The sequence below is a fragment of the Ruegeria sp. CDSA033 genome (assembly GCF_059612305.1).
This window is the reverse complement of record NZ_JBXWQI010000002.1, coordinates 61,873-84,507: the sequence shown is the minus strand read 5'-3', so window position 1 is coordinate 84,507 and position 22,635 is coordinate 61,873. Positions and strand designations below refer to the sequence as shown.

Sequence of the window (22,635 nt, the reverse complement as noted above, 5' to 3'; positions counted from 1 at the left end):
GGTATTGTCGTCTGTCCAACCTTCCGGCGCGCACTTTTGCGCTGAGGTGGACGAAAAACAAAAAAGACAGGGAGAATGTCGATGAAAAAACTTAGTGTCAGCCTGTTGGCTATGATGGTAGCCGGTTCCGCTTACGCCGCCGATATGGGTGCCGTGGACGAGCCGATCAAACTGGCGATCAACGAATGGACCGGTCAGCACGTAACGACCCAAGTTGCGGGCGAGATGCTGAAAGCCGCGGGTTACAACGTCGAATACGTGACCGCTGGTATGATGAACCAGTTCCAGGCGATCGCGGATGGCGACATCACTGCGACGCTGGAAATCTGGTCATCCAACGTCTCGGACGAATACGCCAAGAAAATCGACGAAGGCACCGTCGTCGAAATCGGCGATCTGGGTCTGGATGCCAAGGAAGGCATCGCTTATCCGGCGCACGTGGCCGATCTGTGCCCCGGTCTGCCTGCATGGGAAGCGCTGAAGGATTGCGCGCAGGTCTTCGCGACCGCTGAAACTCTGCCCGGTGGTCGTCTGGTCGACTATCCTGCTGATTGGGGTACGCCCGGCGCCGACCGTATGACCGGTCTTGAGCTGCCGTTCAAAGCTGTGCCTGCCGGTTCCGAAGGTGCTCTGATCGCCGAATTGCGCGCTTCGACCGAGCGCAAGTCGCCGCTGCTGATCACTTTCTGGCAGCCGCATTGGGCGATGTCGGCTTATGACGTGCAATTCGTTGAATTGCCTGCCGGTGAAGAAGCCTGCTTTAACGATCCGGCCTGGGGTCCAAACCCGAACGCCGTAAACGATTGCGATTTCTCGCCCTCGCGCATCTTCAAAGCCAGCTGGAACGGGATGGAAGAAAAATGGCCTGCGGCCTATGAAATCCTGTCCAACTATCAATTGGCAGTCGAGGACCAGCAGCCGATGATGGGCGCGATCGATGTTGACGGCGGTAAAGTCGAAGAAGTTGTCGCCGAATGGATGGCTGCGAACGAAGACAAATGGCGTCCGGTTGTTGACGCGGCAACGCAGTGAGTTCGCATAAGTGACTGACGCGAATACGCCAGCCATTACCTGCCAGAATCTCTGGCAGGTTTTTGGTCAAGGCGCAGACAAAGCCCTGACCGACGCGCTGTCTCGGTCAGGGAATGATGCAGACCAAGCCGCCGCCGATCTGCGCGAACACGGGTTCATCCCGGCTGTTCAGGACGCAAATTTTGAAGTCAAAGAGGGCGAGCTCTTCGTCATCATGGGCCTGTCGGGGTCGGGCAAGTCCACACTGATCCGCTGTATCTCGCAATTGTTGCCGGGCACGGGCGGCGAAATTCGTGTCGACGGCGAAAACGTCATTGGTGCGTCGAAGAAAGCGCTGACCGAATTGCGTCGCAAGAAACTGGGCATGGTGTTCCAGCATTTTGGACTGTTTCCACACATGACCGTCGCAGATAACGTGGCTTATCCGCTGCGCGTATCGGGCGTCGGCAAAAAGGAACGAATGGCCCGCGCGCAAGAGGTCATCACTCTGGTCGGATTGGAGGGTCGCGAGGACAGCTATCCTCGCCAGCTTTCCGGTGGTCAGCGTCAGCGCGTGGGAATTGCACGGTCTTTGGCGGTGAACCCGGACATCTGGTTTCTGGACGAGCCGTTCTCGGCCCTTGATCCACTGATCCGCCGACAGCTGCAGGACGAATTCCTGCGCATTCAGGCGACGTTAAAGAAATCCATCGTGTTTATTACTCACGATATCCAAGAAGCACTGAAACTGGCCGACCGCATCGCCATCATGCGCGATGGCAAGATCGTCCAGATCGGAACGCCGACGGATATCGTATTGCGCCCCGTAGATGACTACGTGCGCGAATTTTCGAAAGACGTGGCCAAGGGTCAGCACGCCAAAGTCGCCTCGGTCATGCGGGACGAGTCTGAACGTGGCCCGGATGATCCTGGCTTGACAACCTCGATGACCCTGGACGCCGCGTTGGCGCATTGCATGGAGCTTTATGAACCCGTTCCTGTGCGCGATGAGGCAGGCAATATTGTTGGCACTGTCCACCCTTCTGATCTTGCCGCCGCGCTCCAGGTGGATGAGACATGACCGCCGTTTCAGACATCCCCAGTAACAGCGCGACCCGACTAACGGTTGGCGCGAAGGCGGCATTGATCACAGTCGTCGTCGGCGCAATTTGCCTTGCGTTGGATGGCGTTGCGCCTTGGTTGGTCAAGTGGCCCACCGCCTGGGAATTGCCCGCGACTGAGTGGGTTGGCGCGTTTTTGGACTGGTTTCTGAACGGTATCAAACCAGCGATGCGGCTGTTTTCCGACCTGATGGCCTATCCCATGAACGCGGCCAATTTCCTGTTGGGCAGCACTCCTTGGCCCATCCTCATCGGTCTGGTGACAGCGCTAGGCTGGTTTCTGGGCGGATTGCCCATGGCGGCGTTGGGGTTTTTTGGTCTGTGTTTCGTGTTCGCCTCCGGCTATTGGGCCGAGAGTATGAATACCTTGGCATTGGTCGCCGTCTCGGTTCCTGTTGCGCTGATCGTCGGCGGTGCCATCGGCATCCTTGCCAACGAAGTGCCGCGTGTTAGGTCCTTTGTTCAGGCAGTTTTGGACGTGATGCAGACGGTCCCGACATTTGCCTACCTGACCCCGCTATTGCTGCTGTTTGGCTTTGGCCCGGTTGTGGGATTGATCGCGTCGGCCATTTATGCGGCCCCGCCCATGGCGCGCAACGTGATGCTGGGTTTGGAACGGGTCGAGCCTGAGATAAAAGAGGCCGCCATCATGTCCGGTGGCACGCGGTTTCAGCAGTTGTTTCAGGTCGAAATCCCGGCAGCGGCGACGCAGATCATGGTGGGCGTGAACCAATGCCTGATGGCCGCCCTTTCAATGGTCATCATCGCCGCCGTTATCGGCGGGTTCAACGACATCGGCTGGGAAGTTCTGCTGACCATGCGCAAGGCTCAATTTGGCGAGTCGCTGATGGCCGGTCTGGTCATCGTGGTCTTTGCTGTGGTGATCGACCGGATGAGCGGCACGCTGGCGACTGAGCGTAAGCGCTATGATCCACGCGTTGTCTGGGCGGTGTTGGGCTTTACGGCCCTGTTCACCGTCGCTTTCTGGGCATGGCTGCCGAACCCGTCCGAACTGACCTTGCTGGACCCGATGGCCGAGGCTGTCGATAGCGGCCTGACCGCGTTCACGCAGGCCAATGGTCCTTGGCTGGATGCGCTCAAGAACAACTCATTGTTCTATGTGCTGTTGCCACTGCGGATCGGTCTGGATCAGGCCGTTCTACCGTTCACCTGGGGTTTCCAGTGGACGGCTGGCATGAGCTTTGGCCTTTTCGCCGCCGGCGCGGTCATCGCAGCATTGATGGCATGGCGCGGTCACATGACCGGAGGATTGGTTGTGCTGATCCTGATCGGAATGTTGGAAACCGGCATCGCAAACCTGCCTTGGCCCTTCGTCCTAACCGGCGCTGCGGCGCTCAGCTATGTCGCGGGCGGCTGGCGTCTGGCGGCGCTTTCGGTGGGGCTGCTGTGCACCATCCTCGTATCCGGCCTGTGGGAACGCGCCTTGCTGTCGCTATACCTCAGCGGTGCTGCGGTGTTTTCCTGTGCCGTCGCAGGCGGTTTGATCGGGCTGGCCAGCGCCGTGTGGTCGCCGGTCTGGAAAGTGGTTCGTCCGATCTGCGACATGCTGCAGACAATCCCTCTGTTCGTTTTCCTGATCCCGGTGCTAATGGTGTTCCAGATCGGTGAATTCTCGGCCTTTCTGGCGATCTGTGCTTACGCCATCGTCCCGATGATCCGCTACACGCGGCACGGGTTGGTCAACACGCCGGAAGAGATGATGGAGGCCGCAATCTCAAGTGGCGCGACTGAGTGGCAGATCATGCGCGACGTGCGCGCGCCATATGCTGCGCCGACGATCCTGCTGGGGCTGAACCAGACCATCCTTTATGCCTTTGCAATGCTGGTGATCGCGGCGCTGATCGGGACCACCGGTCTGGGACAGTCGATCTATCTGGCACTGGGGCAGGCGGATGTGGGGCTGGGCATCTCGGCCGGTGCCGCTATGGCGATTCTGGCGCTTGTTGCCGACCGTATCGTGCAGGGTTTTGCCGAAGAACGGCGTAAAGCGCTGGGACTGTGAATTGGGGCAGGGGCGGCGCGTCCGCCCCTTTTGCCCTGCACTTGATCTTAGACAAAGACCGGACAGCGTTCGGGACGTAGACCGCGCGTAACACGTTCGGAGAATACTATGACCGGTTGGGCCTTCTTCCTCGCAGCACTGATCACCTTTCTTCTCAGCCACGCCATCCCGGTGAGGCCGGGTGTTCGCGGGCGGCTGATCGAAACATTGGGGCGCAAGGGATATTTTGCGGCATATTCCGTATTGTCGCTGTTGGTTCTCGCGTGGCTAATCGTCGCCGCAGCCCAAGCACCATATGTTGAGGTCATACCGCCGCTTGCCATCTTTCGCTGGGCGCCACTCTTGGTGATGCCAATCGTGTGCTGGCTGGCTGTCGCCGGCATATCGATCCAAAACCCGTTCTCTTTTGGCGGGATGGGGCATCGCGCTTTTGACCCTGAAAAACCGGGCATCCTGCGGACCACGCGCCACCCTGTTCTTGCGGCTTTGATGCTGTGGGCGGGGGCGCACCTGCTGGCCAATGGCAGCCTGTCACACGTGATCCTGTTCGGGCTTTTTGCAGGTTTTTCGGCTTTCGGAATGGTTTTGATCGATCGCCGCAAACAATGCGATATGGGTATGGAATGGATCCGGCTGTCTCGTAATACAGCCCGCCTGTCGCTGCGCAGTCCACAGCCGTGGCCGCGTCTTTGGGTTTGGCTGGTCGCAATTGCCATCTTCATGGCATTGCTACATCTGCACACGCCTGTGATCGGATTATCGCCATTACCGTGACCCAAGAGAGTGGTCGCGCAGGTACTTGCGTGCTATCTGGAACGTTACAAATCTATACTAAGGGGTCCTTGGATGCATCTGGCCTATGTTACGACCACCGACCGCGGCGCAACCGACCGCCTGTTAAGTGCGGTTGCCGAACACCTGCTCGCCAAAGGCGCGAGCCTTGCGGGGGTGGTGCAAACCAACACTGAATGCGCGGATAGCAGCAAGTGTGACATGGATGTTCGGGTTCTGCCCGAGGGAGAGACCATTCGCATCTCTCAATCCCTTGGTGAACAGTCACGTGGTTGCCGTCTGGACCCTGCCGCGCTGGAGCAGGCCGTTGGATATGTGACCTCTTCGCTGGCCGCCGCACCGCAATTGCTGATCATCAACAAATTCGGCAAGCATGAGGCTGACGGGCGCGGATTCCGCCCCGTGATTGCCGAAGCTCTGGCGCTGGATGTTCCCGTCCTTGTTGGTGTGAACGGTCTGAACAAAGAAAAATTCGACGCGTTCACTGGTGGTGCTGCCGAACAGATCGCACCTGATCCAGAAAGCATCATTGCATGGTTCGACCGCGTCACTGCGCAACGTGAGGCCGCGGCCTGACAAAGCTCCCGTCGGGTAAGCTTCTGTTTTCCTAACTTGTTTCGTGTCGCCTGTGCTGCAATCCTCTTTCTTGGAGGAGACAGTGCATGTGGACCAATTGGGCCGGAAACCAGCGAACGGATACGCCAATAGCGCGCCCGACGTCGATTGCTGAACTGCAAAAAGAAATTACGCAGCCCCAAAGCCTGCGGATCATAGGTGCAGGGCATTCATTTACGCCGATCGTGGCCGGTGGTGACCGGATTGTGGACTTGTCGGATTTGGACCTGCCAACGCTTGGCGATGCCCGGCAGGATCGGGAATGGGTTAACGCCAATGCGCGTTTGCGGGATCTGTCGCCGGCACTGGCGGACAAGGGGCTGGCGTTCCGCAACCTTGGGGATATCAACGCGCAATCTCTGGCTGGTGCGGTGTCGACCGCGACCCATGGGACCGGGCGCGAACTTCCCTGCCTTGCGGCAGAAGTCACCGCTGCCCGAATGGTCGGGGCAAGCGGTGATGTTCTGACCACGGATGATATCCCGCTTGAGATGGTACAGGTCAGTTTGGGTATGCTGGGCGTTCTGACCGAAGCGCAGATCAAGGTCGTGCCAAAGTATAACTTACGTCGGCAGGTCCAGCTTGCCTCGGTCGAGGATAGCCTGGTCACGATGCACCAGAAATGGGCGGAGAACCGGAATTTCGAGTTCTTCTACATCCCCTTTACCGGAAAAACTGTCGAACTTCGTCATGCCATCACTGATGCCGCCGAAAGCAAGGCACCGCGCGATTTGGATATGATCGCTGTAAAGGTACTGAAACTTGCGCGCAGCGCGGGGCGGATCAGCGAAGGGTTGCGCCGTGCAATGCTCAAAGTGCTGACGATGGCACAGTCGGACGAGGATTACGTCGGCGAAAGCTGGCGGGTTTTGTGTAGCGACCGGCATATTCGTTTCAAGGAAATGGAATATCATCTGCCGCCAGATGTGGCTGGGGATGTTCTGCAAGAGGTTCTGACGCGCCTACATCGCGACCACAAGGACATCTATTTTCCGATCGAAGTGCGCCAGACTGCTGGTGACACGGCCTGTCTGTCTCCGTTCCAGGGTGGGCCGCGCATTTCCATTGCCATCCACACCGACGCAGCCGAGGATCATAAACGGTATTTCGAAGCTATTGAGCCGCTATTTGTCGAAGCAGGTGGTCGCCCTCATTGGGGCAAGTTGCACAATCTGACTTACAAAGACCTGTCCGTAATGTATCCGGGTTTTGACCAGTTTTGCGCGTTGCGCGAACAGCTCGATCCACAGGGTAAATTTCTGACGCCATCGCTTGCTCGGTTGTTTCGACCATGAACGCAGCAGCCCTGAAAGCTCTGTCAAATGCTCTGCGATCACACGGGGTCGACAAGCCCGTCGTCGTAGTGGACTTAGACTTGTTGGATGCCAATTGTGTTGTCGCGAACAGAGTTGCTGACGCTGGGCTGGCCCGCAGGCTGGTCGCCAAGTCTCTGCCCTGCCTTCCTTTGTTGGATTTCATTCGCGAGCGCATCTCGACCTCTGGCCTGATGACGTTTTCCGAACCGATGTTGCAGGCGCTTTTGACGGCCGAGCCCGATACAGACCATCTGATCGGGAAGCCCTTGCCTGTCAGTACGGCTGCAAGGTTACTGACCACCAATCACGACGCGGCAAGGCGCGTTCAATGGTTGATCGACACCCCAGCTCGGCTTGGGGAATATCTGGCGTTGGCTTCGGATCGCCAGACGTCACTGCGTTTGTCTTTGGAACTGGATATCGGCCTGCACCGTGGCGGGCTAATTTCTCAGAATGTCCCAGAACTTGCCCAACAAATAATGGCGCACCCATACGGGCAGCTTGCCGGGGTCATGGGGTACGAGGCGCATTTGGCGAAACTGCCCGGCATTCTGCGCAACCGCGCGGCGCGGGCCAGTGCAGGTGCGTTCAACACAGCCGTCGCCGCATTGCCGCATGTCGAGGATGAGCTGTGTCTGAACACAGGCGGCAGCCTGACCTTTCAATCCTACCTTGCCAATGGGTCCGCGAATGAGGTCGCATTCGGCTCGGTTCTGGTAAAACCCACCGATTTTGACCACGCCACGACGCAGGCGTTTGAACCAGCCGCGTTCATTGCGACACCAGTTCTTAAAGCAATGCCGGGTAACGCATTGCCGGGGCTTGAGTTCTTGCCGCGGCAAAAAACAGATATTGCGATCTTTGGCGGCCACTTCCTTGCCCAGCCAGTATTTCCAGCAGGGTTTGGCTACTCAGCGGTCTTCGGCCGTTCTAGCAATCAGGAAGTGTGGACAGGCCCGCGTTCGGCAGACGTATCGCCGGGCGACATCGCCCTGCTGCGCCCTGATCAAAGCGAGGCTGTGCTGAATCAGTTCGGCACCATGCTTGCCGTCCGAGGCGGGCAGGTGGTTAGCGAATGGCCATGCCTGCCCAGCTAGGCTGCGTTGCCGTAAACAGGGTTTCAACGGCGTGCCTCAGATTCATAGCGACCAGCTTATGTCAAGAAAATGCAACAGAGGTACGCAATCGAAGGCCGTTGCGAGCAAAAGTGCTTTGATTGAGTGATCTGCATGTGATTGGAAAGTGGTGGGCGACCCTGGAATCGAACCAGGCGTGCGTCTCCGCGAGGGAGTTACAGTCCCCTGCCACACCTTGCGGCCTGTCGCCCACTGTCAGGCGTTGCACCTGACGTGGAGGCGTGATTACTAGCGCCTTGAAGAAGCGTCAACAGGAAAATTTGGCTTTGACGCAGGAAACCGAATTCCCGGCCCGGAGGCCCAAGAAATGAAGAAACCCAAGTGGGTCGTTGAAAAGGAACAGGCGCGCAAAGCTGCGGCGTCTGAAACCGTTTGGCTGTTCGGTTTGCATGCCGTTCGGGATGCTTTGATGAACCCGAACCGGCAGAAACTGAAACTGATTGTGACGCGGAACGCACGGGATAAACTGGCAGAAGTGATTGAATTTGCAGGGATCGAGGTCGAAATGGTCGATCCGCGAAAATTCACCGCGCCCATTGATCCCGGTTCAGTCCATCAGGGGGCTGCACTTGAGGTCAAGCCGCTGGATTGGGGCGGGCTGGCTGAAAATTGCATTGGGCGTGAGCATCCCAGGGTCATTTTATTGGACCGTGTTACCGACCCGCACAATGTTGGGGCGATTCTTCGCTCGGCCGAAGTGCTTGGAGCCAGTGCCGTGATCGGTACGCGACACCATTCGGCGCCGGAGACGGGCGCGCTGGCCAAAACCGCCAGCGGAGCACTGGAGCGTCAGCCCTATCTGCGCGTGCGCAATCTGGCGGATACTATTGTCGAGCTGCAGAACATGGGCTTTCTGGTGTTGGGTCTGGACGGTGAGGCCGAACAAACCATCGAGACGGCGTTGGGCGGCAAGCTGGATCAACCTGTTGCACTCGTGCTGGGGGCCGAAGGGCCCGGCCTGCGGCAGAAGACCAAGGAAACTGTCAATCAACTGGTGAAAATCGACGCATCCGGTGGGTTTGGTTCTCTTAACGTCTCAAATGCTGCCGCAATTGCCTTATATGCTTCAAGGCATCAATAGACAGGAGAGAGCCATTACCAGCCCGACCAAAATCGCCACTTGCTGTTATTGTGGAACGCGCGCTGCGTTGGTTCTGAAAGGGAAGCATCGCCACGAACTCAGCTGTTCCAGCTGCGGTGCCCCTTTGCATGACCTCAAGATGGTTCCCAAGCGCAAGCTGAGCAATGACAAGCCCAAGCGCGATAGCTACAAGACGGCCACCGCATACCAGTCCAAAAAGAAAAAGAAGAAAAAGGGGATTTTTGCGCGCGTCATTGATGAAGCATGGGATGTGGTCGAGGATATCTTTGACTGACGCGGGATAAAGCGACACGGGTGTTCACAACCGCGTTAATAGGGGTGTTTCGCGCGACAAAAGATTGCATTTTGATACCCTGAATTTGTAATCCTGAGCATGTGATGCCAATCAAACGTTTCATACTTGGCGCGATAGCCGCCGTTGCCCTTCTTCCTGCCGCTCATGCACAGGACATGCCCGTCTTCTATGAGGCGGACGGTGCCGTCATGGCCGGCTACGACCCTGTCTCATATTTTCTTGAGGAAACGCCGGTCCGCGGATTGCCAGAATATTCTGTGATCTGGAAAGGGGCCGAGTGGCATTTCGCCTCGGCCGAGAATCGCGATCTGTTTGAAAGCAATCCTCGCGCCTTTTCCCCTCAGTTCGGGGGCTACTGCGCCTATGCCATGGCGCAAGGTATCTTAAAAAGCACCGATCCGATGCTTTGGGACATGGTGGAAGGCCGGCTGTACCTGACCCACTCGCCTGAGATTGAGCAGCTCTGGCGCGGAGATCGTGCAGAATACATTCACATGGCCGAGGAAAATTGGCCTGTGGTGCTGTATCAAGACTAGGCGAATTCCTGCTTTCTTCGATCTGTCATCACAAAAATGCGATGTCCCTCTTTTTTTCCCTGAACTTATGCCTAAATGTCACAGTGACCGCGGAACGGAACTGCCGCGGGTCATTTCACTGTCCCTCGTTCCAACAACTGGCGCTCAGGTTTGACCTGAGCGCTTTTTTCTTTGCTACGCCAAGTCTAGTGTGGCCGCATGGCGAACTACACAGACCCATTCCTGAAAGACATCCTGCGTCGCACCAAGGTGATTGCCGTGGTGGGCGTTTCGATGAACCCGGTGCGGCCCAGCTATTATGTCGCGCGGTATCTTTCACTTAAGGGATACACGGTGATCCCGGTGAACCCAGGTCATGCGGGGAAGTTACTTTTTGGCCAAACCGTCCGCGCGTCATTGTCTGAGATTACTCAGCCGGTCGATATGGTTGACATCTTTCGCCGGTCCGAAGCTGTTCCGCCAATAGTCGACGAAGCACTGTCTTCTTTTCCCGACCTGCGCACGATCTGGATGCAGATCGGCGTTGAACACCCCGAAGCCGCAGCCAAAGCACAGGCGCGCGGCGTGGATGTGGTGATGAATCGTTGCCCTAAAATCGAATATCAGCGCCTGTTTGGCGAGCTGCGCATGGGTGGATTCGCGACCGGAGTGATTTCTTCCAGACTGTGAAGGTTAGCCGCCGACATACGGCAGCAATTCCCCGTATTGTTCCTGGCGGCGCTTTTCCAGCACAACGCTTCGGGGCACCCATTCATACTTGGTGTCTTCCTCCAGGGGCGACCAGAACAGAACACCGCCGTACCGCCATGGGTCCAGCACCACGCCGTCATACATCGTCTCACCCTTGCGGCTGATGATGGCCGTGCTGTGGTCGATTCTGAACTGGTTGTCCGCATTTGCTATCGCGCGGTGCAAATCCAGCGTCTGGAAGTTCTCTTGCTTCAGCCGGCGTTCGATATCCTCGGCCCAATGCCAACACAGCCCGCGGGGGCGAAGACCCTTGTTGACCTTGGCATTGTGGATCAGCGGAGGGTCAGAAATTTCGTATTCCTGAACCAGCTGCGCGGTATAGGAATAGGCGATGCGGGCCGCGCGGTCGGCTTCTTTTGGGTCGATGTCGGGACCAAGGCTGCGGATTTCCGTTGCCAGTCTTTGGACTTCATCACCGGTCGTGCGCGGCGGCGCCGAACACGCGGCAATCATCACAAGCGAAAGCAAAGCCATTACACTGGCCAGAGCCCTAGTCATTCCCGCGTTCCTCGGTCGGTCCCACATTGATCCCTGACTATACAGGGCAGGACGGCAGGACGGAACCCGCGCTTAGGTCTTTGGGCGCGATGCCTTTTCGGTGATGCCACTTGTGCCCTGGCGTCGGGCCAACTCGGCCAAAACGTCATCCAGCGCCACGTCGCGCGCGGCCAGCATGACCAGCAGGTGATAGAGGACATCCGCAGCCTCTGCGGTCAGCTTTTCCCTATCGCCCTTGACGGCTTCGATGATGGCCTCAACAGCCTCTTCCCCAAACTTCTCGGCACATTTCTCAGGCCCCTTGGCCAACAGTTTTGCAGTCCAGCTAGAGTCGGGCGCGGCGCCCTTGCGGGCCACAATCGTCGCGGACAGATCGTGCAGGATGTTCATGTCAGCCTCATGGGGATGCCCGCCGCAGCCATGTGTTCCTTGGCCTCGCGGATAGTGTATTCGCCGAAATGGAAGATCGAGGCCGCTAGCACGGCACTGGCCCCGCCTTCTGTCACACCTTCGACCAGATGATCCAGGTTGCCTACGCCGCCAGAGGCGATCACCGGCACGTCCACCGCGTCTGAGATCGCGCGGGTCAGCGGCAGATTGAAACCGGCCTTGGTGCCGTCGCGGTCCATTGAGGTCAGCAGAATCTCTCCGGCCCCTTTGGCTACAACGGTCTTGGCGAACTCAACCGCGTCGATGCCGGTTGGTTTGCGGCCCCCATGGGTGAAAATCTCCCATTTGCCCGGGCTGACGGTTTTGGCGTCGATAGCGCAGACAATGCATTGGCTGCCGAACTGATCCGCGGCTTCTGCGATGACATCCGGATTGGCGACAGCGGCCGAGTTGAAGCTGACCTTGTCGGCGCCTGCCAACAGCAGGGCGCGCACGTCGTCTTTGGTGCGGACGCCTCCACCGACGGTCAGCGGAACAAAGCACTGTTCAGCTGTGCGTCGAACCACATCAAACATGGTGCCGCGGTTTTCGTGGGTGGCGTGAATGTCCAGAAAACAGATCTCATCTGCGCCTGCTGCGTCATAGGCTTTGGCCGACTCTACAGGATCGCCCGCGTCACGCAGGCCAACGAAATTGACACCTTTGACAACACGGCCATCGGCGACATCCAGACAGGGAATGATACGGGTTTTCAGCATACCGGCGTCCTTTGTTGGCGCACCTGTATCGGCAAAACCCCGCCTTTTCCAGTGCCGTAAAGGCACCTTGCGGAAAACGGCGGGGTCAATTGAAGCGGTGAAGAGGAAATACTGCCGGTTGGAAGAAAACGTAAGCTAGGTGTTTGCGGCTAGTCTTTAATCAACATGATAGCGGACAGTAGATTAGTCTTGTCGTCCATCCACGGCTCATTCTCATTTGAGACCACGGGTTACCATTTTCCGCAGTGGACAAAGCCATCGACCCTGGACTGATCGGGGCTGAGAAACACCTCGTGGGGTTTGAGCGCGCCAATATTTCGCAGCGTAAGTAGGCTGCTAATCGCGATCATTCTACCAATGATGACAAACCAGATGGACCACAGGTTGCTGGTCGCAGTGGCATGCAGAAGGAGGCTTCCAGCAAAGGAAATATCAGAAGAGCAAGCAATGATCCCACGTTAACAGCGCTGTTAAGGAATTAGCGAGCGTCTTCCAAAGGACCACGAATGCCACGGGTGAAGCATCGGCGCATTCCCATGAGGAAGGGGAGTCTTTAGCCCAATACTCTGAGGCAGTACCTTAAGGGGCCGCGGCACAGTGGAGTTTCCTGCTCGAGTTTGTTGTTGAACCAATACAGTCAAATTTAAGACAAGCTTGGGTCGAACAGGATAAATTACTTGTCAAAAGGAGCTATTGTTTTCGAGTTTGGGATGGTCCGCAGCGTGTGCGGCACCGTAAAAATTAGGTGAGTGGCAAGGCTTCGCCGATGCCGGAGATGTGATTGCAAGTTCGCGAAAAGCTGAGACAATTTGGATGAAATTTACAGAAGGAAACCCGATATGCGAAATCTGATATTGGCAACAATTTTGACTTTTGGAGGGGCGATGTCTGCCATGGCTGACGACATCATCAAGGTAAACACGAACAAATCGGTGCAAGAGGCGTTGGACGCGCTAGAAGCTGCCGTTGGCAATGCGGGCGCGACCGTCTTTGCACGCGTCGATCATGCAGCTGGTGCGGAAAAGGTCGGTCTGACCATCCCCGCCAATCAGGTTCTGATCTTTGGCAACCCGGCACTGGGTACACCCGCGATGCAGATTGATCCACGTGCCGGGCTTTTCCTGCCGCTCAAAGTGCAGGCATACGAAGACGAGACCGGGCAAGTCTGGCTGGCCTATGAGGACCCGAAAGAGACGATGGATGAGCTCGACGAAGTCGAGAAATCACCTGTCATCGAAAAGATGCGCGGTGCGCTTGCCAAGCTGACTTCGGTTGCGGCCGAGTGATCAGCCTAAGGCGCGAATGGCCTCGGAAAGGTCAATCGCGCCATCATAAAGCGCCCGGCCCGAGATTGCGCCGTCCAATGCCACGCCACAATCACGCAGGGCAATCAGATCATCCAGCGAACTGACCCCACCCGAGGCGATGACGGGGATTGACACCGCGCGGGCCAAATCTGCCGTTGCCTGGATGTTCGGCCCCTGCATCGCCCCGTCGCGATTAATGTCGGTATAGATGATGGCCGCAACGCCTGCGTCCTCGAAACTGCGGGCCAGATCGGTGACCTTCACGTTGGTCTCTTCGGCCCAGCCCTTGGTGGCCACCATGCCGTCGCGCGCATCGATGCCAACGGCAACTTTGCCCGGAAATTCCTTGGCAGCTTCACGCACCAGATCGGGGTTTTCGACCGCCACGGTGCCCAGAACCACGCGCGCCAGACCTTTGTCGATCCATGTCTCGATCGTGGACATGTCGCGAATGCCACCGCCCAACTGCGCGGGCACGTTGCATTCTCTCAGGATCGCTTCAACCGGGGCGGCGTTGACCGGCTCACCCGCAAAAGCGCCGTTCAGATCGACGAGGTGCAGCCATTCACAGCCTGCCTCGACAAAAGCCCGTGCCTGCGCTGCAGGGTCGTCGTTGAACACGGTTGCCTTATCCATTTCACCACGCAGCAGGCGCACGGCCTGTCCGTCTTTGAGGTCGATGGCGGGGTAGAGGATCATGTCAGGCGGCCCTATATCTGATTTGTTCGCGCGGGATATCGCACATGCGGGGCGGGGGATGCAACGCGACGCCAAGTCAATCTTGCCGGAATTGCCCGACCGGGCCAGACTGAGCAGAAATAAGGGAGGAAATCATGAAGACATTCACACTTGCAGCCGGATTTGCGGTATTGGCAAGCGCTGCTTTTGCAGCCGATCCGGTTGACGGACTTTGGAAAACCCAACCTGGTGATACTGGCGGCTATCTTCACGTCTCGATTTCGGAATGTGGCAGCGCGATTTGTGGCACCATCGACACCGCCTTTGACAAAGACGGAAATGAGCAGCTGGAGTATGAAAACCTCGGCAAGCAGATCATCTGGGATATGGTGCCCGATGGCGGCGGCAGCTATAGCGGCGGCAAGATCTGGGCCCCGGACCGGGACAAGACCTACAGCTCGAAAATGACACTGGACAGCCAGAACAAGCTGACCGTCAAAGGCTGTGCTGTGGGCGGTCTGGTGTGTCGCGGGCAGGACTGGACGCGGGTTCAGTAACGGCTCAGGGCGTCCAGGTCAGGAAGTTCCCGATCATCCGCAGGCCCACATCCTGACTTTTCTCAGGGTGAAACTGCATCCCAACCATTGTGTCGCGGCCGATCACGGCCGTGACCTCCTGCCCATAATCCACAAAGGCCAAACGCTGCGCCGGGTCGCTGACCCGGAAATGGTAGGAGTGCACGAAATAGGCGTGATCGCCTGATTGCACCCCTGCAAAGACCGGGTGGTCGTTTTCCAGAACCAGATCGTTCCAGCCCATATGGGGCACTTTCAGCGCGCTGTCCGATGGTTCGATCCGCACCACATCACCTGCAATCCAGCCAAGACCGTCGGTCTCGCGATATTCGTGACCCTTGGAGGCCATCAATTGCATGCCGACGCAGATGCCCAGAAATGGGCGGCCTTTCTTTTCGACGGCCTCGACCATCGCCTCATAGATGCCTTTGTGCCCGCGCAGCTCATTCGCGCAGGCGGGAAAAGCGCCGTCACCGGGTAGAACCAGCCGGTCCGCACGGGCAACCACCTCCGCGTCCGAGGTTACGACAACTTCACCCGCGTCCATCTCGCGCGCCATGCGCTGAAACGCCTTTTCGGCCGAGTGCAGATTGCCACTTTCGTAGTCGATAATGGCCGTCAGCATCTACAACGCGCCCTTCGTGGACGGAATCGCGTCAGCCTTGCGCGGATCGGTTTCGACCGCCAAACGCAACGCACGCGCGACGGCCTTAAATGCGGCCTCGGCGATGTGGTGGCTGTTGAAGCCGTGTAACTGGTCGATGTGCAGCGTGATGCCGCCGTGGGTGCTGAGCGCCTGAAAGAACTCGCGCACCAATTCGGTGTCAAAGTTGCCGATCTTGGATGTCGGCAGGTCCACGTTCCAGATCAGAAATGGACGCGCGGACAAGTCCAGAGCGCAGCGTACTTGCGCGTCATCCATGGGCAGGTGGCACTCGCCATAGCGTCGGATACCCTTCTTGTCGCCCAAGGCCTGTGTCAGCGCCTGACCCAGTGCAATACCGGTATCTTCGACAGTGTGGTGGTCGTCGATGTGGTAATCACCCTTGGCGCGGATCGTCATGTCGATCAGCGAATGGCGCGCAAGTTGGTCCAGCATGTGATCGAAGAACCCAACACCGGTTTGGTTGTCATAGGTGCCGGTTCCGTCAAGATTGACCTCGACCGAAATCTCGGTCTCGGCGGTTTGACGGCTGATCTTTGCGCTGCGCATGGGCGAATTCCTTTTGCTACAGGCGCGCTTATAGACGGGGATTGGTCGGCTTATCCAGACCAAGCGTTGCTTTCACTACAATCTGTTGCAGGGGATTGCGCCCGGTGACGTGCCATGCCAGCCTGCCGGAAACTCAATCAACAGGTCCAAAACATGTCCACCTGCGTTTTCATTCAGATCCGCTGCACACCCGGCACCACCTATAAGGTCGCCGAAGAGATCGCGCTGCGCGAGATTCACTCCGAGCTTTACTCGACCAGCGGCGAATATGACCTGCTACTCAAGCTCTACATCCCTGAAACCGACGATGTCGGTCATTTCATCAATGAAAACCTGCTTGTGATCCCGAATATTGAGCGGTCTTTGACCACCATGACCTTCAAGGCATTCTGAGTCAGGCTGAAGCGTCGGACACGGAACCTTGTGGCGCGGCACATGCCAAAATCGCGCCATTGCGCGCCTGCTGATCAGTTGTTCCTGCCCGGAGCAACTGATGCACACCGAACAATACCATCAGCGGAATGCCAAGCGAGACCAGATAATTGTCTTCGGCAAATCGCGACCAAACGACACCGATTGTGCAAACAAAAAGCAAAACGGCCGAGTGCGTGTTTCTCTGTTTTGTCCCGTTGGTCTGATAGTTCAGGAACCCGTTCGTTCTGAACAAGGTCAAAACGACACCCGTTAAGAATACACTCATAAGAACGAGGGTCGCGATGTTCCCGGTCAAAATCGTCGCCGTGTCGCGATAGCCAAGCAAGATCAGGCATTCGATCAGTGGCGTGATCGCCACCATGAAGAGATTGATACCAAGTAAAATGGGCTGTGGACGCAGCGTTTTCCTGACATAGGTAACGCAAACCAAGGCGGCCAGAACCGTGCCGATCCACCCGGCCAATCGCATATCATCCGTGGCCCGAAACAAAAGCATGAAAACCACGCCCGGCAGATTCTCAAACATCTCGAGCAGCAACCGCTTTTGGGTATCGCTGGGCATTCTGTAGATTTCCTTTTTGTAAATGCGCTTTTGGAATGTCGATTGTGGGATGAAATTACCCCAGTTCAAATGTCGTGATGCCGTAAATCCGATCCAGATCAATGTCCGGTGCGTGGCTGGAATACATGCGACCTGTTTCGAAGACTTTGGTCAAACTCAACTGTTGCGCCATTGCCATAGCATGCGCGTTGGGGTTGGGCATGTCGATGAAGACCTCCGCATCCATCTGATCGGAGGGAAGTGTGGCCAGCAGTGACACTAAAAGGGCCTCTGCGATCTCGGGATTGTTCGCAAATAGGGGGCCGACCTTGTACCCGCTCAAACATCGCCGCAGGGTTGCATAGCCCTTGATCTGACCATCTTCCTCAAACACTCGAGAGATATGACTAGGCGCGTTCAGCCAGCCATGCAGAAACGTATCGCGCGGGGCAGGGAACAGGCCCCGATCATACGACCTCAGCTCATCCGACAGGGCGCCGAGGGGCGTGATTTGATCGTGAAGGGACCGGCCCAACTGGTCTAGAACTTCACCAACCGTGCCCGAAAAACGATAATTGTCATAGGCCAGCTCGAACCCGAATTTCCGATAATTGTCCTGCTGTTCGACGACACCGTCCATGCCCATGTTCCGGTGCTGGCAATGCGCCTTGACCGCCTCGGCAACCTGCAGCCCATATCCCGATCCGCGATACTCGGGTTGCACGATATAAAAGCCTAAAAACGAGTAGTTATCGTCATAATTCACAGCAGAGGCCGATGCGATCATCTGCCCATCCAGGAACCCGCCCTTAAACCCTTCGGGGTCGGAACCGCGAAAGCAGACCGCGTCGTGTAACCCCGGGTTCCAGCCTTCCCGGCCGGCCCAATCGACGGCCGTTTGTACTTCGTCTTCAGTCAAAGCGCGAATAACGTATTCTGGCATCAGCGCACCTCTGTTGTGATTGCGTGCCATTCGAGAATGCCGCAACACCAGACAAAGAACCAGCATGTTCAGAGAGGTTTGTATCTGGAGCGGGCGAGGCGATTCGAACGCCCGACCCTAACCTTGGCAAGGTTATGCTCTACCCCTGAGCTACGCCCGCATCAGATACATATTTTCGACCTTTCGGTCTCTCAATGGAGCGGGCGAGGCGATTCGAACGCCCGACCCTAACCTTGGCAAGGTTATGCTCTACCCCTGAGCTACGCCCGCGCCGTTGAGTGAGGAGGGGTGTATTAATTCCCACGCAGGGCTTCAAGCGGAAAAAACAAAAAAGAGGAAAATTCTTTGCGACGGAAACGCGCCTCTTAACCGTTCAAGAACCAGAGCATCCAAGAATAAGAACGGTGGAGGTGACGAAAATGACGTATACTAAGGATCTGAAGATGGCGGCCCTGGCGGCGATGATTTTGCTGGCTACGGCGGTGTCTGGCAAAGGCGAGAATCGAATGGGCGAAGTCGAATCAATTTTTACGGAATCCCCTCGAATCGAAACGCGGATTTTGGCGGGGTAATCCCCGCCATCTGGTTCACAGCGCCATCAAAAGGCTGGCTATGGCTGCTACCACAATCACGGCGAAGGTCAGCAACATGCCGATCTGGCGCAGAATCACGATCTGCGGTTTGCGGCCGAACCCATAGGCATGCAGTACGCGCCCGGCCAGAATGCCAAGCCCCAACAGATTGACCAGCCAGCCACCGGCGCCTTGCAACTCGACCATGGCGATCAGCAACAGGGCAAACGGTGCATATTCGGCAAAGTTGGAATGCGTGCGCATCACTTTGAGCATGTCGTTGTTGCCGCCATCGCCGTAGGAAATCTTGTCGCCGCGGCGCTGCATGATGACCCGCACACTGAGCGCGACATAGAGAAGTGCCAGCAATGCGGCATAGACTGGGGTGATGGACAGCATGGTCTGCTCCTTTCAGGATCAAAAAAGGGCCGCCCGGTTCCCCGAACGGCCCTTGTTCCCGAAAAGGTTAGGTCGTTTATTCCAATTCGACCAGTAGGTCCTTTGCGTCAATCTGGCTGCCCGGTTGAACGTGCACGGCCTTGACCGTCGCATCGCGCTCGGCGTGGATGCCGGTTTCCATCTTCATCGCTTCGATGGTCAGCAGCATGTCGCCTTCCTTGATCTCCTGACCCGCAGTCACGGCGACGGTGGCCACCACACCTGGCATTGGCGCGCCGATGTGGTTGGGGTTGCCTGCCTCGGCTTTAGGACGGGACTGCGTGGTTGAGGTCACCAGTCGGTTTGGAACCCGGATCACGCGCGGTTGGCCGTTGAGTTCAAAGAACACTTTGACCTCGCCCTTTTCATCGGTCTCACCGATGGCCTGACAGCGGATTTCCAGCGTTTTGCCGGGATCGATCTCGGCCGTGATCTCTTCGCCGGGTTCCATGCCATAGAAGAAAGTGCGCGTGGGAAGTGTGCGTACAGGTCCGTAAGCCCGGTGACGCCCCATGTAGTCAAGGAACACCTTGGGATACATCAGATAGCCGTTCAGATCCTCATCATCGACCTCTTTGCCCTCAAGCTGTTTGGACAGGTCCGCCCGGGTCGCCTCTAAGTCGACTGCAGGGACGTCTTTGCCGGGGCGGTCGGTGTTGGGAGCTTCATCCTTGAGCACCTTCTTGACGATGGTGTCGGGAAAACCGCCGGGAGGTTGACCCAGATTGCCGCGCATCATGTCGACCACCGAGTCGGGGAAGGCCACATCCGTATTCGGGTCTTCGACCTGTTCACGGGTCATGTTCTGGCTGACCATCATCAGCGCCATGTCACCGACCACCTTGGATGACGGTGTCACCTTCACGATGTCACCGAACATCCGGTTCACGTCGGCATACATCTGAGCGACCTCGTGCCAACGTTCTTCCAGCCCCAGCGAACGTGCCTGCGCCTTGAGGTTGGTGAACTGACCGCCGGGCATCTCGTGCAAGTAAACCTCAGAAGCCGGAGCCTGCAGGCTGGATTCAAAGGCCGCATATTGCTCCCGGACCGCTTCGAAGTAATCGCTGATCTCACGGATCGCCTTGATGTCCAACCCGGTGTCGCGCTCGGTATGGCGCAGTGCTTCCACCACGGTGCCCAGCGTCGCCTGCGAAGTGTTGCCCGAGAAGCTGTCCATCGCGCAATCCACCGCGTCCACGCCCGCCTCAGAGGCGGCGAGAATGGTAGCGCTGGCGATACCGGCAGTATCGTGTGTGTGGAAGTGGATCGGCAGGCCGACCTCTTCCTTCAGCGCCCGTATCAGGATTCTGGCCGACGCCGGTTTCAATAGACCGGCCATATCCTTGAGGCCAAGAATATGAGCCCCAGCGTCGCGTAACTCTTTCGCCATGCCGACATAGTATTTCAGGTCATACTTAGCGCGGTCTGGGTCCAGAATATCACCGGTGTAACAGACGGTGCCCTCACAGATTTTGCCGTTCTCGACCACGGCGTCCATGGCCACGCGCATATTCTCAACCCAGTTCAACGAATCGAACACACGGAACACGTCGATGTTCTGCGATGCCTGACGCACGAACTCTTGCACAACATTGTCAGGGTAATTGGTGTAGCCGACCCCGTTCGCGCCGCGCAGCAGCATTTGGGTCATCAGGTTCGGCATCGCCTCGCGCAGGTCGCGCAGGCGCTGCCACGGGCATTCCTGCAGGAAGCGATAGGCCACATCAAAGGTCGCACCGCCCCAGCATTCAACCGAGAACAGCTGGGGCAGGTTGGCCGCATAGGTCGGTGCCACTTTGATCATGTCGATCGAACGCATCCGGGTCGCCAGCAGCGACTGGTGGCCGTCACGCATGGTGGTGTCGGTGATCAGAAGCTGGCGCTGTGCCTTCATCCAATCAGCAACGGCTTGCGGGCCTTTTTGTTCCAGCAGGTTGCGAGCGCCCATCTGCGGCTCGGAGTTCGGTGCCGGAGGCTTTGCGTCTTTCAGATCAGCGCGCGGTTCGGGGCGGTCCTTGGTCTCTGGGTGACCATTCACCGTGATGTCGGCGATATAGGTCAGAACCTTGGTGCCCCGGTCGCGGCGGCGCTTAAAGGAGAACAGGTCCGGCGTCGTGTCGATGAATTTGGTTGTATATTCATTCGACAAGAAAGTCGGGTGTTTGAGCAGGTTGATGACAAAGTCGATATTGGTGCTGACGCCGCGAATTCGGAATTCACGCAAGGCGCGGTCCATCCGGGCAATTGCAGCCTGAGGCGTCGGTGCCTTGGCGGTCACTTTGGTCAGCAGGGAGTCGTAATAGCGCGTGATCACACCCCCCGCATAAGCGGTGCCGCCATCCAGACGGATGCCCATGCCGGTGGCCGAGCGATAGGCGGTGATACGACCGTAGTCGGGGATGAAGTTGTTCTGCGGGTCCTCGGTCGTGATCCGCGTTTGCAACGCGTGACCGGTCAGATGCACATCCGACTGGCTTTTTGCGCCGGTGGCCTCGGCCAGAGTTTTGCCTTCGGCGATCAGGATTTGCGCCTGAACGATGTCGATACCGGTGACTTCTTCGGTGACGGTGTGTTCAACCTGCACACGCGGGTTCACTTCGATGAAGTAGAACTTGCCGGTTTCCATATCCATCAGGAATTCAACAGTGCCGGCGCATTCATAATTCACATGGGCGCAGATTTTGCGGCCCAGTTCGCAGATCTCGGTACGCTGCTCTTCGGACAGATACGGGGCAGGGGCGCGCTCGACCACCTTCTGGTTCCGTCTCTGGACCGAGCAGTCGCGTTCATACAGGTGATAGATCTCACCATGCTTGTCGCCCAGGATCTGCACCTCGACATGGCGGGCGCGGATGATCATCTTTTCCAGATAGCCCTCGCCATTGCCGAACGCGGCCTCGGCCTCGCGACGGCCTTCCAGAACCATCTCTTCCAGTTCATCCTCGGACAGGATCGGGCGCATACCGCGCCCGCCACCGCCCCAGGACGCCTTGAGCATCAGGGGATAACCGATTTCTTTCGCTTCAGTCCGGATCGCGTCCATGTCGTCGCCCAGAACCTCGGTCGCCGGGATCACAGGCACACCCGCCGCGACGGCCACGCGGCGCGCGCTGGCCTTGTCACCCAAGGCGCGCATGGTTTCCGCCTTCGGGCCAATAAAGGTGATGCCGTTCTGCACGCAGGCATCGACAAAGTCCGGGTTCTCGGACAGCAGGCCATAGCCGGGATGGATCGCATCTGCCCCACATTCTTTAGCGACGCGGATGATCTCATCGATGCTCAGGTAGGCGGCAACAGGCCCCATCCCTTCGCCAATGCGATAGGCTTCGTCCGCTTTGAACCGATGCAAGCCCAGCTTGTCCTCTTCGGCAAAGACGGCAACGGTGCGTTTGCCCATCTCATTGGCGGCGCGCATCACGCGAATGGCAATCTCGCCTCGGTTGGCGATCAGGATCTTGGTGAATTCAGTCATGTCGAGTCCCGGTCCTACTTGTTTGGCCGTGTTGATAGGCGGACAATACGCGCACGTATATCAGTCGTTCTGGGTAGAACCGGCATGTTAACGCTCGCAAACGCCCCCTGTTAGC

25 protein-coding genes and 3 tRNA genes are annotated in these 22,635 nt (G+C 57.5%); 15 read left to right on the top strand and 13 right to left on the bottom strand.

Translation table 11 applies throughout. From position 1 onward, the window contains the following. Positions 1 to 81: 81 nt before the first annotated feature. From AC2FLA_RS03685 to AC2FLA_RS03655, 7 genes are all read left to right on the top strand, one after another. Positions 82 to 1,032 (top strand): ABC transporter substrate-binding protein, encoded by a 951-nt coding sequence (locus tag AC2FLA_RS03685; protein WP_058275748.1) that lies wholly within the window; start codon positions 82 to 84, stop codon positions 1,030 to 1,032. Positions 1,033 to 1,042: 10 nt separating this feature from the next. Beyond that, entirely contained in the window at positions 1,043 to 2,092 is a 1,050-nt protein-coding gene (locus AC2FLA_RS03680) for a quaternary amine ABC transporter ATP-binding protein (RefSeq protein ID WP_496720601.1), read from the top strand. Then, entirely contained in the window at positions 2,089 to 4,155 is a 2,067-nt protein-coding gene (locus AC2FLA_RS03675; protein WP_496720599.1) for an ABC transporter permease, read from the top strand. The genes AC2FLA_RS03680 and AC2FLA_RS03675 overlap by 4 nt, the downstream gene beginning before the upstream one ends. A gap of 108 nt (positions 4,156 to 4,263) precedes the next feature. Beyond that, positions 4,264 to 4,929 (top strand): NnrU family protein, encoded by a 666-nt coding sequence (locus AC2FLA_RS03670; protein ID WP_496720597.1) that lies wholly within the window; start codon positions 4,264 to 4,266, stop codon positions 4,927 to 4,929. A gap of 72 nt (positions 4,930 to 5,001) precedes the next feature. After that, positions 5,002 to 5,523, top strand: coding sequence for a DUF2478 domain-containing protein (locus tag AC2FLA_RS03665; protein WP_496720595.1), 522 nt, complete (start codon positions 5,002 to 5,004; stop codon positions 5,521 to 5,523). Positions 5,524 to 5,609: 86 nt separating this feature from the next. Further along, positions 5,610 to 6,857: a D-arabinono-1,4-lactone oxidase gene (locus AC2FLA_RS03660; RefSeq protein WP_496720593.1), complete on the top strand. Its 1,248-nt coding sequence runs from the start codon at positions 5,610 to 5,612 to the stop codon at positions 6,855 to 6,857. Further along, on the top strand, positions 6,854 to 7,975 hold the full coding sequence (locus tag AC2FLA_RS03655; RefSeq protein WP_496720591.1) for an alanine racemase: 1,122 nt from the start codon (positions 6,854 to 6,856) through the stop codon (positions 7,973 to 7,975). Before AC2FLA_RS03660 ends, AC2FLA_RS03655 begins: the two co-directional genes overlap by 4 nt. 146 nt (positions 7,976 to 8,121) lie before the next feature. On the opposite strand, the gene AC2FLA_RS03650 is transcribed toward AC2FLA_RS03655, so the two are convergent. Beyond that, positions 8,122 to 8,205 (bottom strand) — tRNA-Tyr (locus AC2FLA_RS03650). 116 nt (positions 8,206 to 8,321) lie between these two features. On the opposite strand from AC2FLA_RS03650, the gene rlmB reads away from it, so the two are divergent. From rlmB to AC2FLA_RS03630, 4 genes are all read left to right on the top strand, one after another. Beyond that, positions 8,322 to 9,095, top strand: coding sequence for a 23S rRNA (guanosine(2251)-2'-O)-methyltransferase RlmB (gene rlmB, locus AC2FLA_RS03645; protein ID WP_496720589.1), 774 nt, complete (start codon positions 8,322 to 8,324; stop codon positions 9,093 to 9,095). Further along, positions 9,076 to 9,390 (top strand): hypothetical protein, encoded by a 315-nt coding sequence (locus AC2FLA_RS03640; protein WP_496720960.1) that lies wholly within the window; start codon positions 9,076 to 9,078, stop codon positions 9,388 to 9,390. The genes rlmB and AC2FLA_RS03640 overlap by 20 nt, the downstream gene beginning before the upstream one ends. Positions 9,391 to 9,494: 104 nt before the next feature. Next, positions 9,495 to 9,947, top strand: coding sequence for a YHS domain-containing (seleno)protein (locus AC2FLA_RS03635; protein ID WP_199913474.1), 453 nt, complete (start codon positions 9,495 to 9,497; stop codon positions 9,945 to 9,947). A gap of 198 nt (positions 9,948 to 10,145) precedes the next feature. Further along, complete coding sequence (locus AC2FLA_RS03630) at positions 10,146 to 10,616, top strand: CoA-binding protein (RefSeq protein WP_496720587.1); 471 nt, start codon at positions 10,146 to 10,148, stop codon at positions 10,614 to 10,616. A 3-nt stretch (positions 10,617 to 10,619) separates the two neighbouring features. Here the strand turns inward: AC2FLA_RS03630 and AC2FLA_RS03625 are convergent, their stop codons facing one another. From AC2FLA_RS03625 to hisF, 3 genes are all read right to left on the bottom strand, one after another. Next, positions 10,620 to 11,195, bottom strand: a complete 576-nt coding sequence (locus AC2FLA_RS03625; protein WP_496720585.1) for a hypothetical protein — start codon at positions 11,193 to 11,195, stop codon at positions 10,620 to 10,622. A gap of 72 nt (positions 11,196 to 11,267) precedes the next feature. Continuing rightward, positions 11,268 to 11,585, bottom strand: coding sequence for a phosphoribosyl-ATP diphosphatase (locus AC2FLA_RS03620; RefSeq protein WP_496720583.1), 318 nt, complete (start codon positions 11,583 to 11,585; stop codon positions 11,268 to 11,270). Further along, entirely contained in the window at positions 11,582 to 12,343 is a 762-nt protein-coding gene (gene hisF / locus AC2FLA_RS03615; protein ID WP_496720581.1) for an imidazole glycerol phosphate synthase subunit HisF, read from the bottom strand. Before hisF ends, AC2FLA_RS03620 begins: the two co-directional genes overlap by 4 nt. Positions 12,344 to 13,182: 839 nt before the next feature. On the opposite strand from hisF, the gene AC2FLA_RS03610 reads away from it, so the two are divergent. Beyond that, entirely contained in the window at positions 13,183 to 13,629 is a 447-nt protein-coding gene (locus AC2FLA_RS03610; RefSeq protein ID WP_282119114.1) for a DUF302 domain-containing protein, read from the top strand. Here the strand turns inward: AC2FLA_RS03610 and hisA are convergent, their stop codons facing one another. After that, positions 13,630 to 14,349, bottom strand: coding sequence for a 1-(5-phosphoribosyl)-5-[(5-phosphoribosylamino)methylideneamino]imidazole-4-carboxamide isomerase (gene hisA, locus AC2FLA_RS03605; protein WP_496720579.1), 720 nt, complete (start codon positions 14,347 to 14,349; stop codon positions 13,630 to 13,632). A 134-nt stretch (positions 14,350 to 14,483) separates the two neighbouring features. On the opposite strand from hisA, the gene AC2FLA_RS03600 reads away from it, so the two are divergent. Beyond that, a complete protein-coding gene (locus AC2FLA_RS03600; protein ID WP_496720577.1) occupies positions 14,484 to 14,885 on the top strand; it encodes a DUF2147 domain-containing protein in 402 nt (133 codons plus the stop codon). Between the two features lie 4 nt (positions 14,886 to 14,889). Here AC2FLA_RS03600 and hisH read toward each other — a convergent pair whose 3' ends face one another. Together hisH and hisB are read right to left on the bottom strand one after the other, a co-directional pair. After that, positions 14,890 to 15,528: an imidazole glycerol phosphate synthase subunit HisH gene (gene hisH, locus AC2FLA_RS03595; RefSeq protein ID WP_496720575.1), complete on the bottom strand. Its 639-nt coding sequence runs from the start codon at positions 15,526 to 15,528 to the stop codon at positions 14,890 to 14,892. Beyond that, positions 15,529 to 16,116, bottom strand: a complete 588-nt coding sequence (gene hisB, locus AC2FLA_RS03590; protein ID WP_496720573.1) for an imidazoleglycerol-phosphate dehydratase HisB — start codon at positions 16,114 to 16,116, stop codon at positions 15,529 to 15,531. 153 nt (positions 16,117 to 16,269) lie between these two features. Between hisB and AC2FLA_RS03585 the strand changes: the two genes are divergently transcribed. Then, positions 16,270 to 16,509: an Lrp/AsnC family transcriptional regulator gene (locus AC2FLA_RS03585; RefSeq protein WP_058274459.1), complete on the top strand. Its 240-nt coding sequence runs from the start codon at positions 16,270 to 16,272 to the stop codon at positions 16,507 to 16,509. Between the two features lies 1 nt (position 16,510). Here the strand turns inward: AC2FLA_RS03585 and AC2FLA_RS03580 are convergent, their stop codons facing one another. From AC2FLA_RS03580 to AC2FLA_RS03565, 4 genes are all read right to left on the bottom strand, one after another. After that, entirely contained in the window at positions 16,511 to 17,113 is a 603-nt protein-coding gene (locus tag AC2FLA_RS03580; RefSeq protein WP_496720571.1) for a hypothetical protein, read from the bottom strand. Between the two features lie 55 nt (positions 17,114 to 17,168). Further along, positions 17,169 to 18,065, bottom strand: a complete 897-nt coding sequence (locus tag AC2FLA_RS03575; protein ID WP_496720569.1) for a GNAT family N-acetyltransferase — start codon at positions 18,063 to 18,065, stop codon at positions 17,169 to 17,171. 55 nt (positions 18,066 to 18,120) lie between these two features. Next, positions 18,121 to 18,195, bottom strand: a tRNA-Gly gene (locus tag AC2FLA_RS03570). A 35-nt stretch (positions 18,196 to 18,230) separates the two neighbouring features. Then, positions 18,231 to 18,305: transfer RNA gene (locus AC2FLA_RS03565), tRNA-Gly, on the bottom strand. 149 nt (positions 18,306 to 18,454) lie between these two features. On the opposite strand from AC2FLA_RS03565, the gene AC2FLA_RS03560 reads away from it, so the two are divergent. Then, on the top strand, positions 18,455 to 18,607 hold the full coding sequence (locus AC2FLA_RS03560; RefSeq protein ID WP_496720567.1) for a hypothetical protein: 153 nt from the start codon (positions 18,455 to 18,457) through the stop codon (positions 18,605 to 18,607). A 15-nt stretch (positions 18,608 to 18,622) separates the two neighbouring features. On the opposite strand, the gene AC2FLA_RS03555 is transcribed toward AC2FLA_RS03560, so the two are convergent. Beyond that, positions 18,623 to 19,006 carry an MAPEG family protein gene (locus AC2FLA_RS03555; protein ID WP_496720565.1) on the bottom strand — a complete coding sequence of 128 codons (384 nt, stop codon included), beginning with the start codon at positions 19,004 to 19,006 and terminating at the stop codon, positions 18,623 to 18,625. A gap of 76 nt (positions 19,007 to 19,082) precedes the next feature. After that, positions 19,083 to 22,520 (bottom strand): pyruvate carboxylase, encoded by a 3,438-nt coding sequence (locus AC2FLA_RS03550; protein ID WP_496720563.1) that lies wholly within the window; start codon positions 22,518 to 22,520, stop codon positions 19,083 to 19,085. Positions 22,521 to 22,635: the final 115 nt, after the last annotated feature.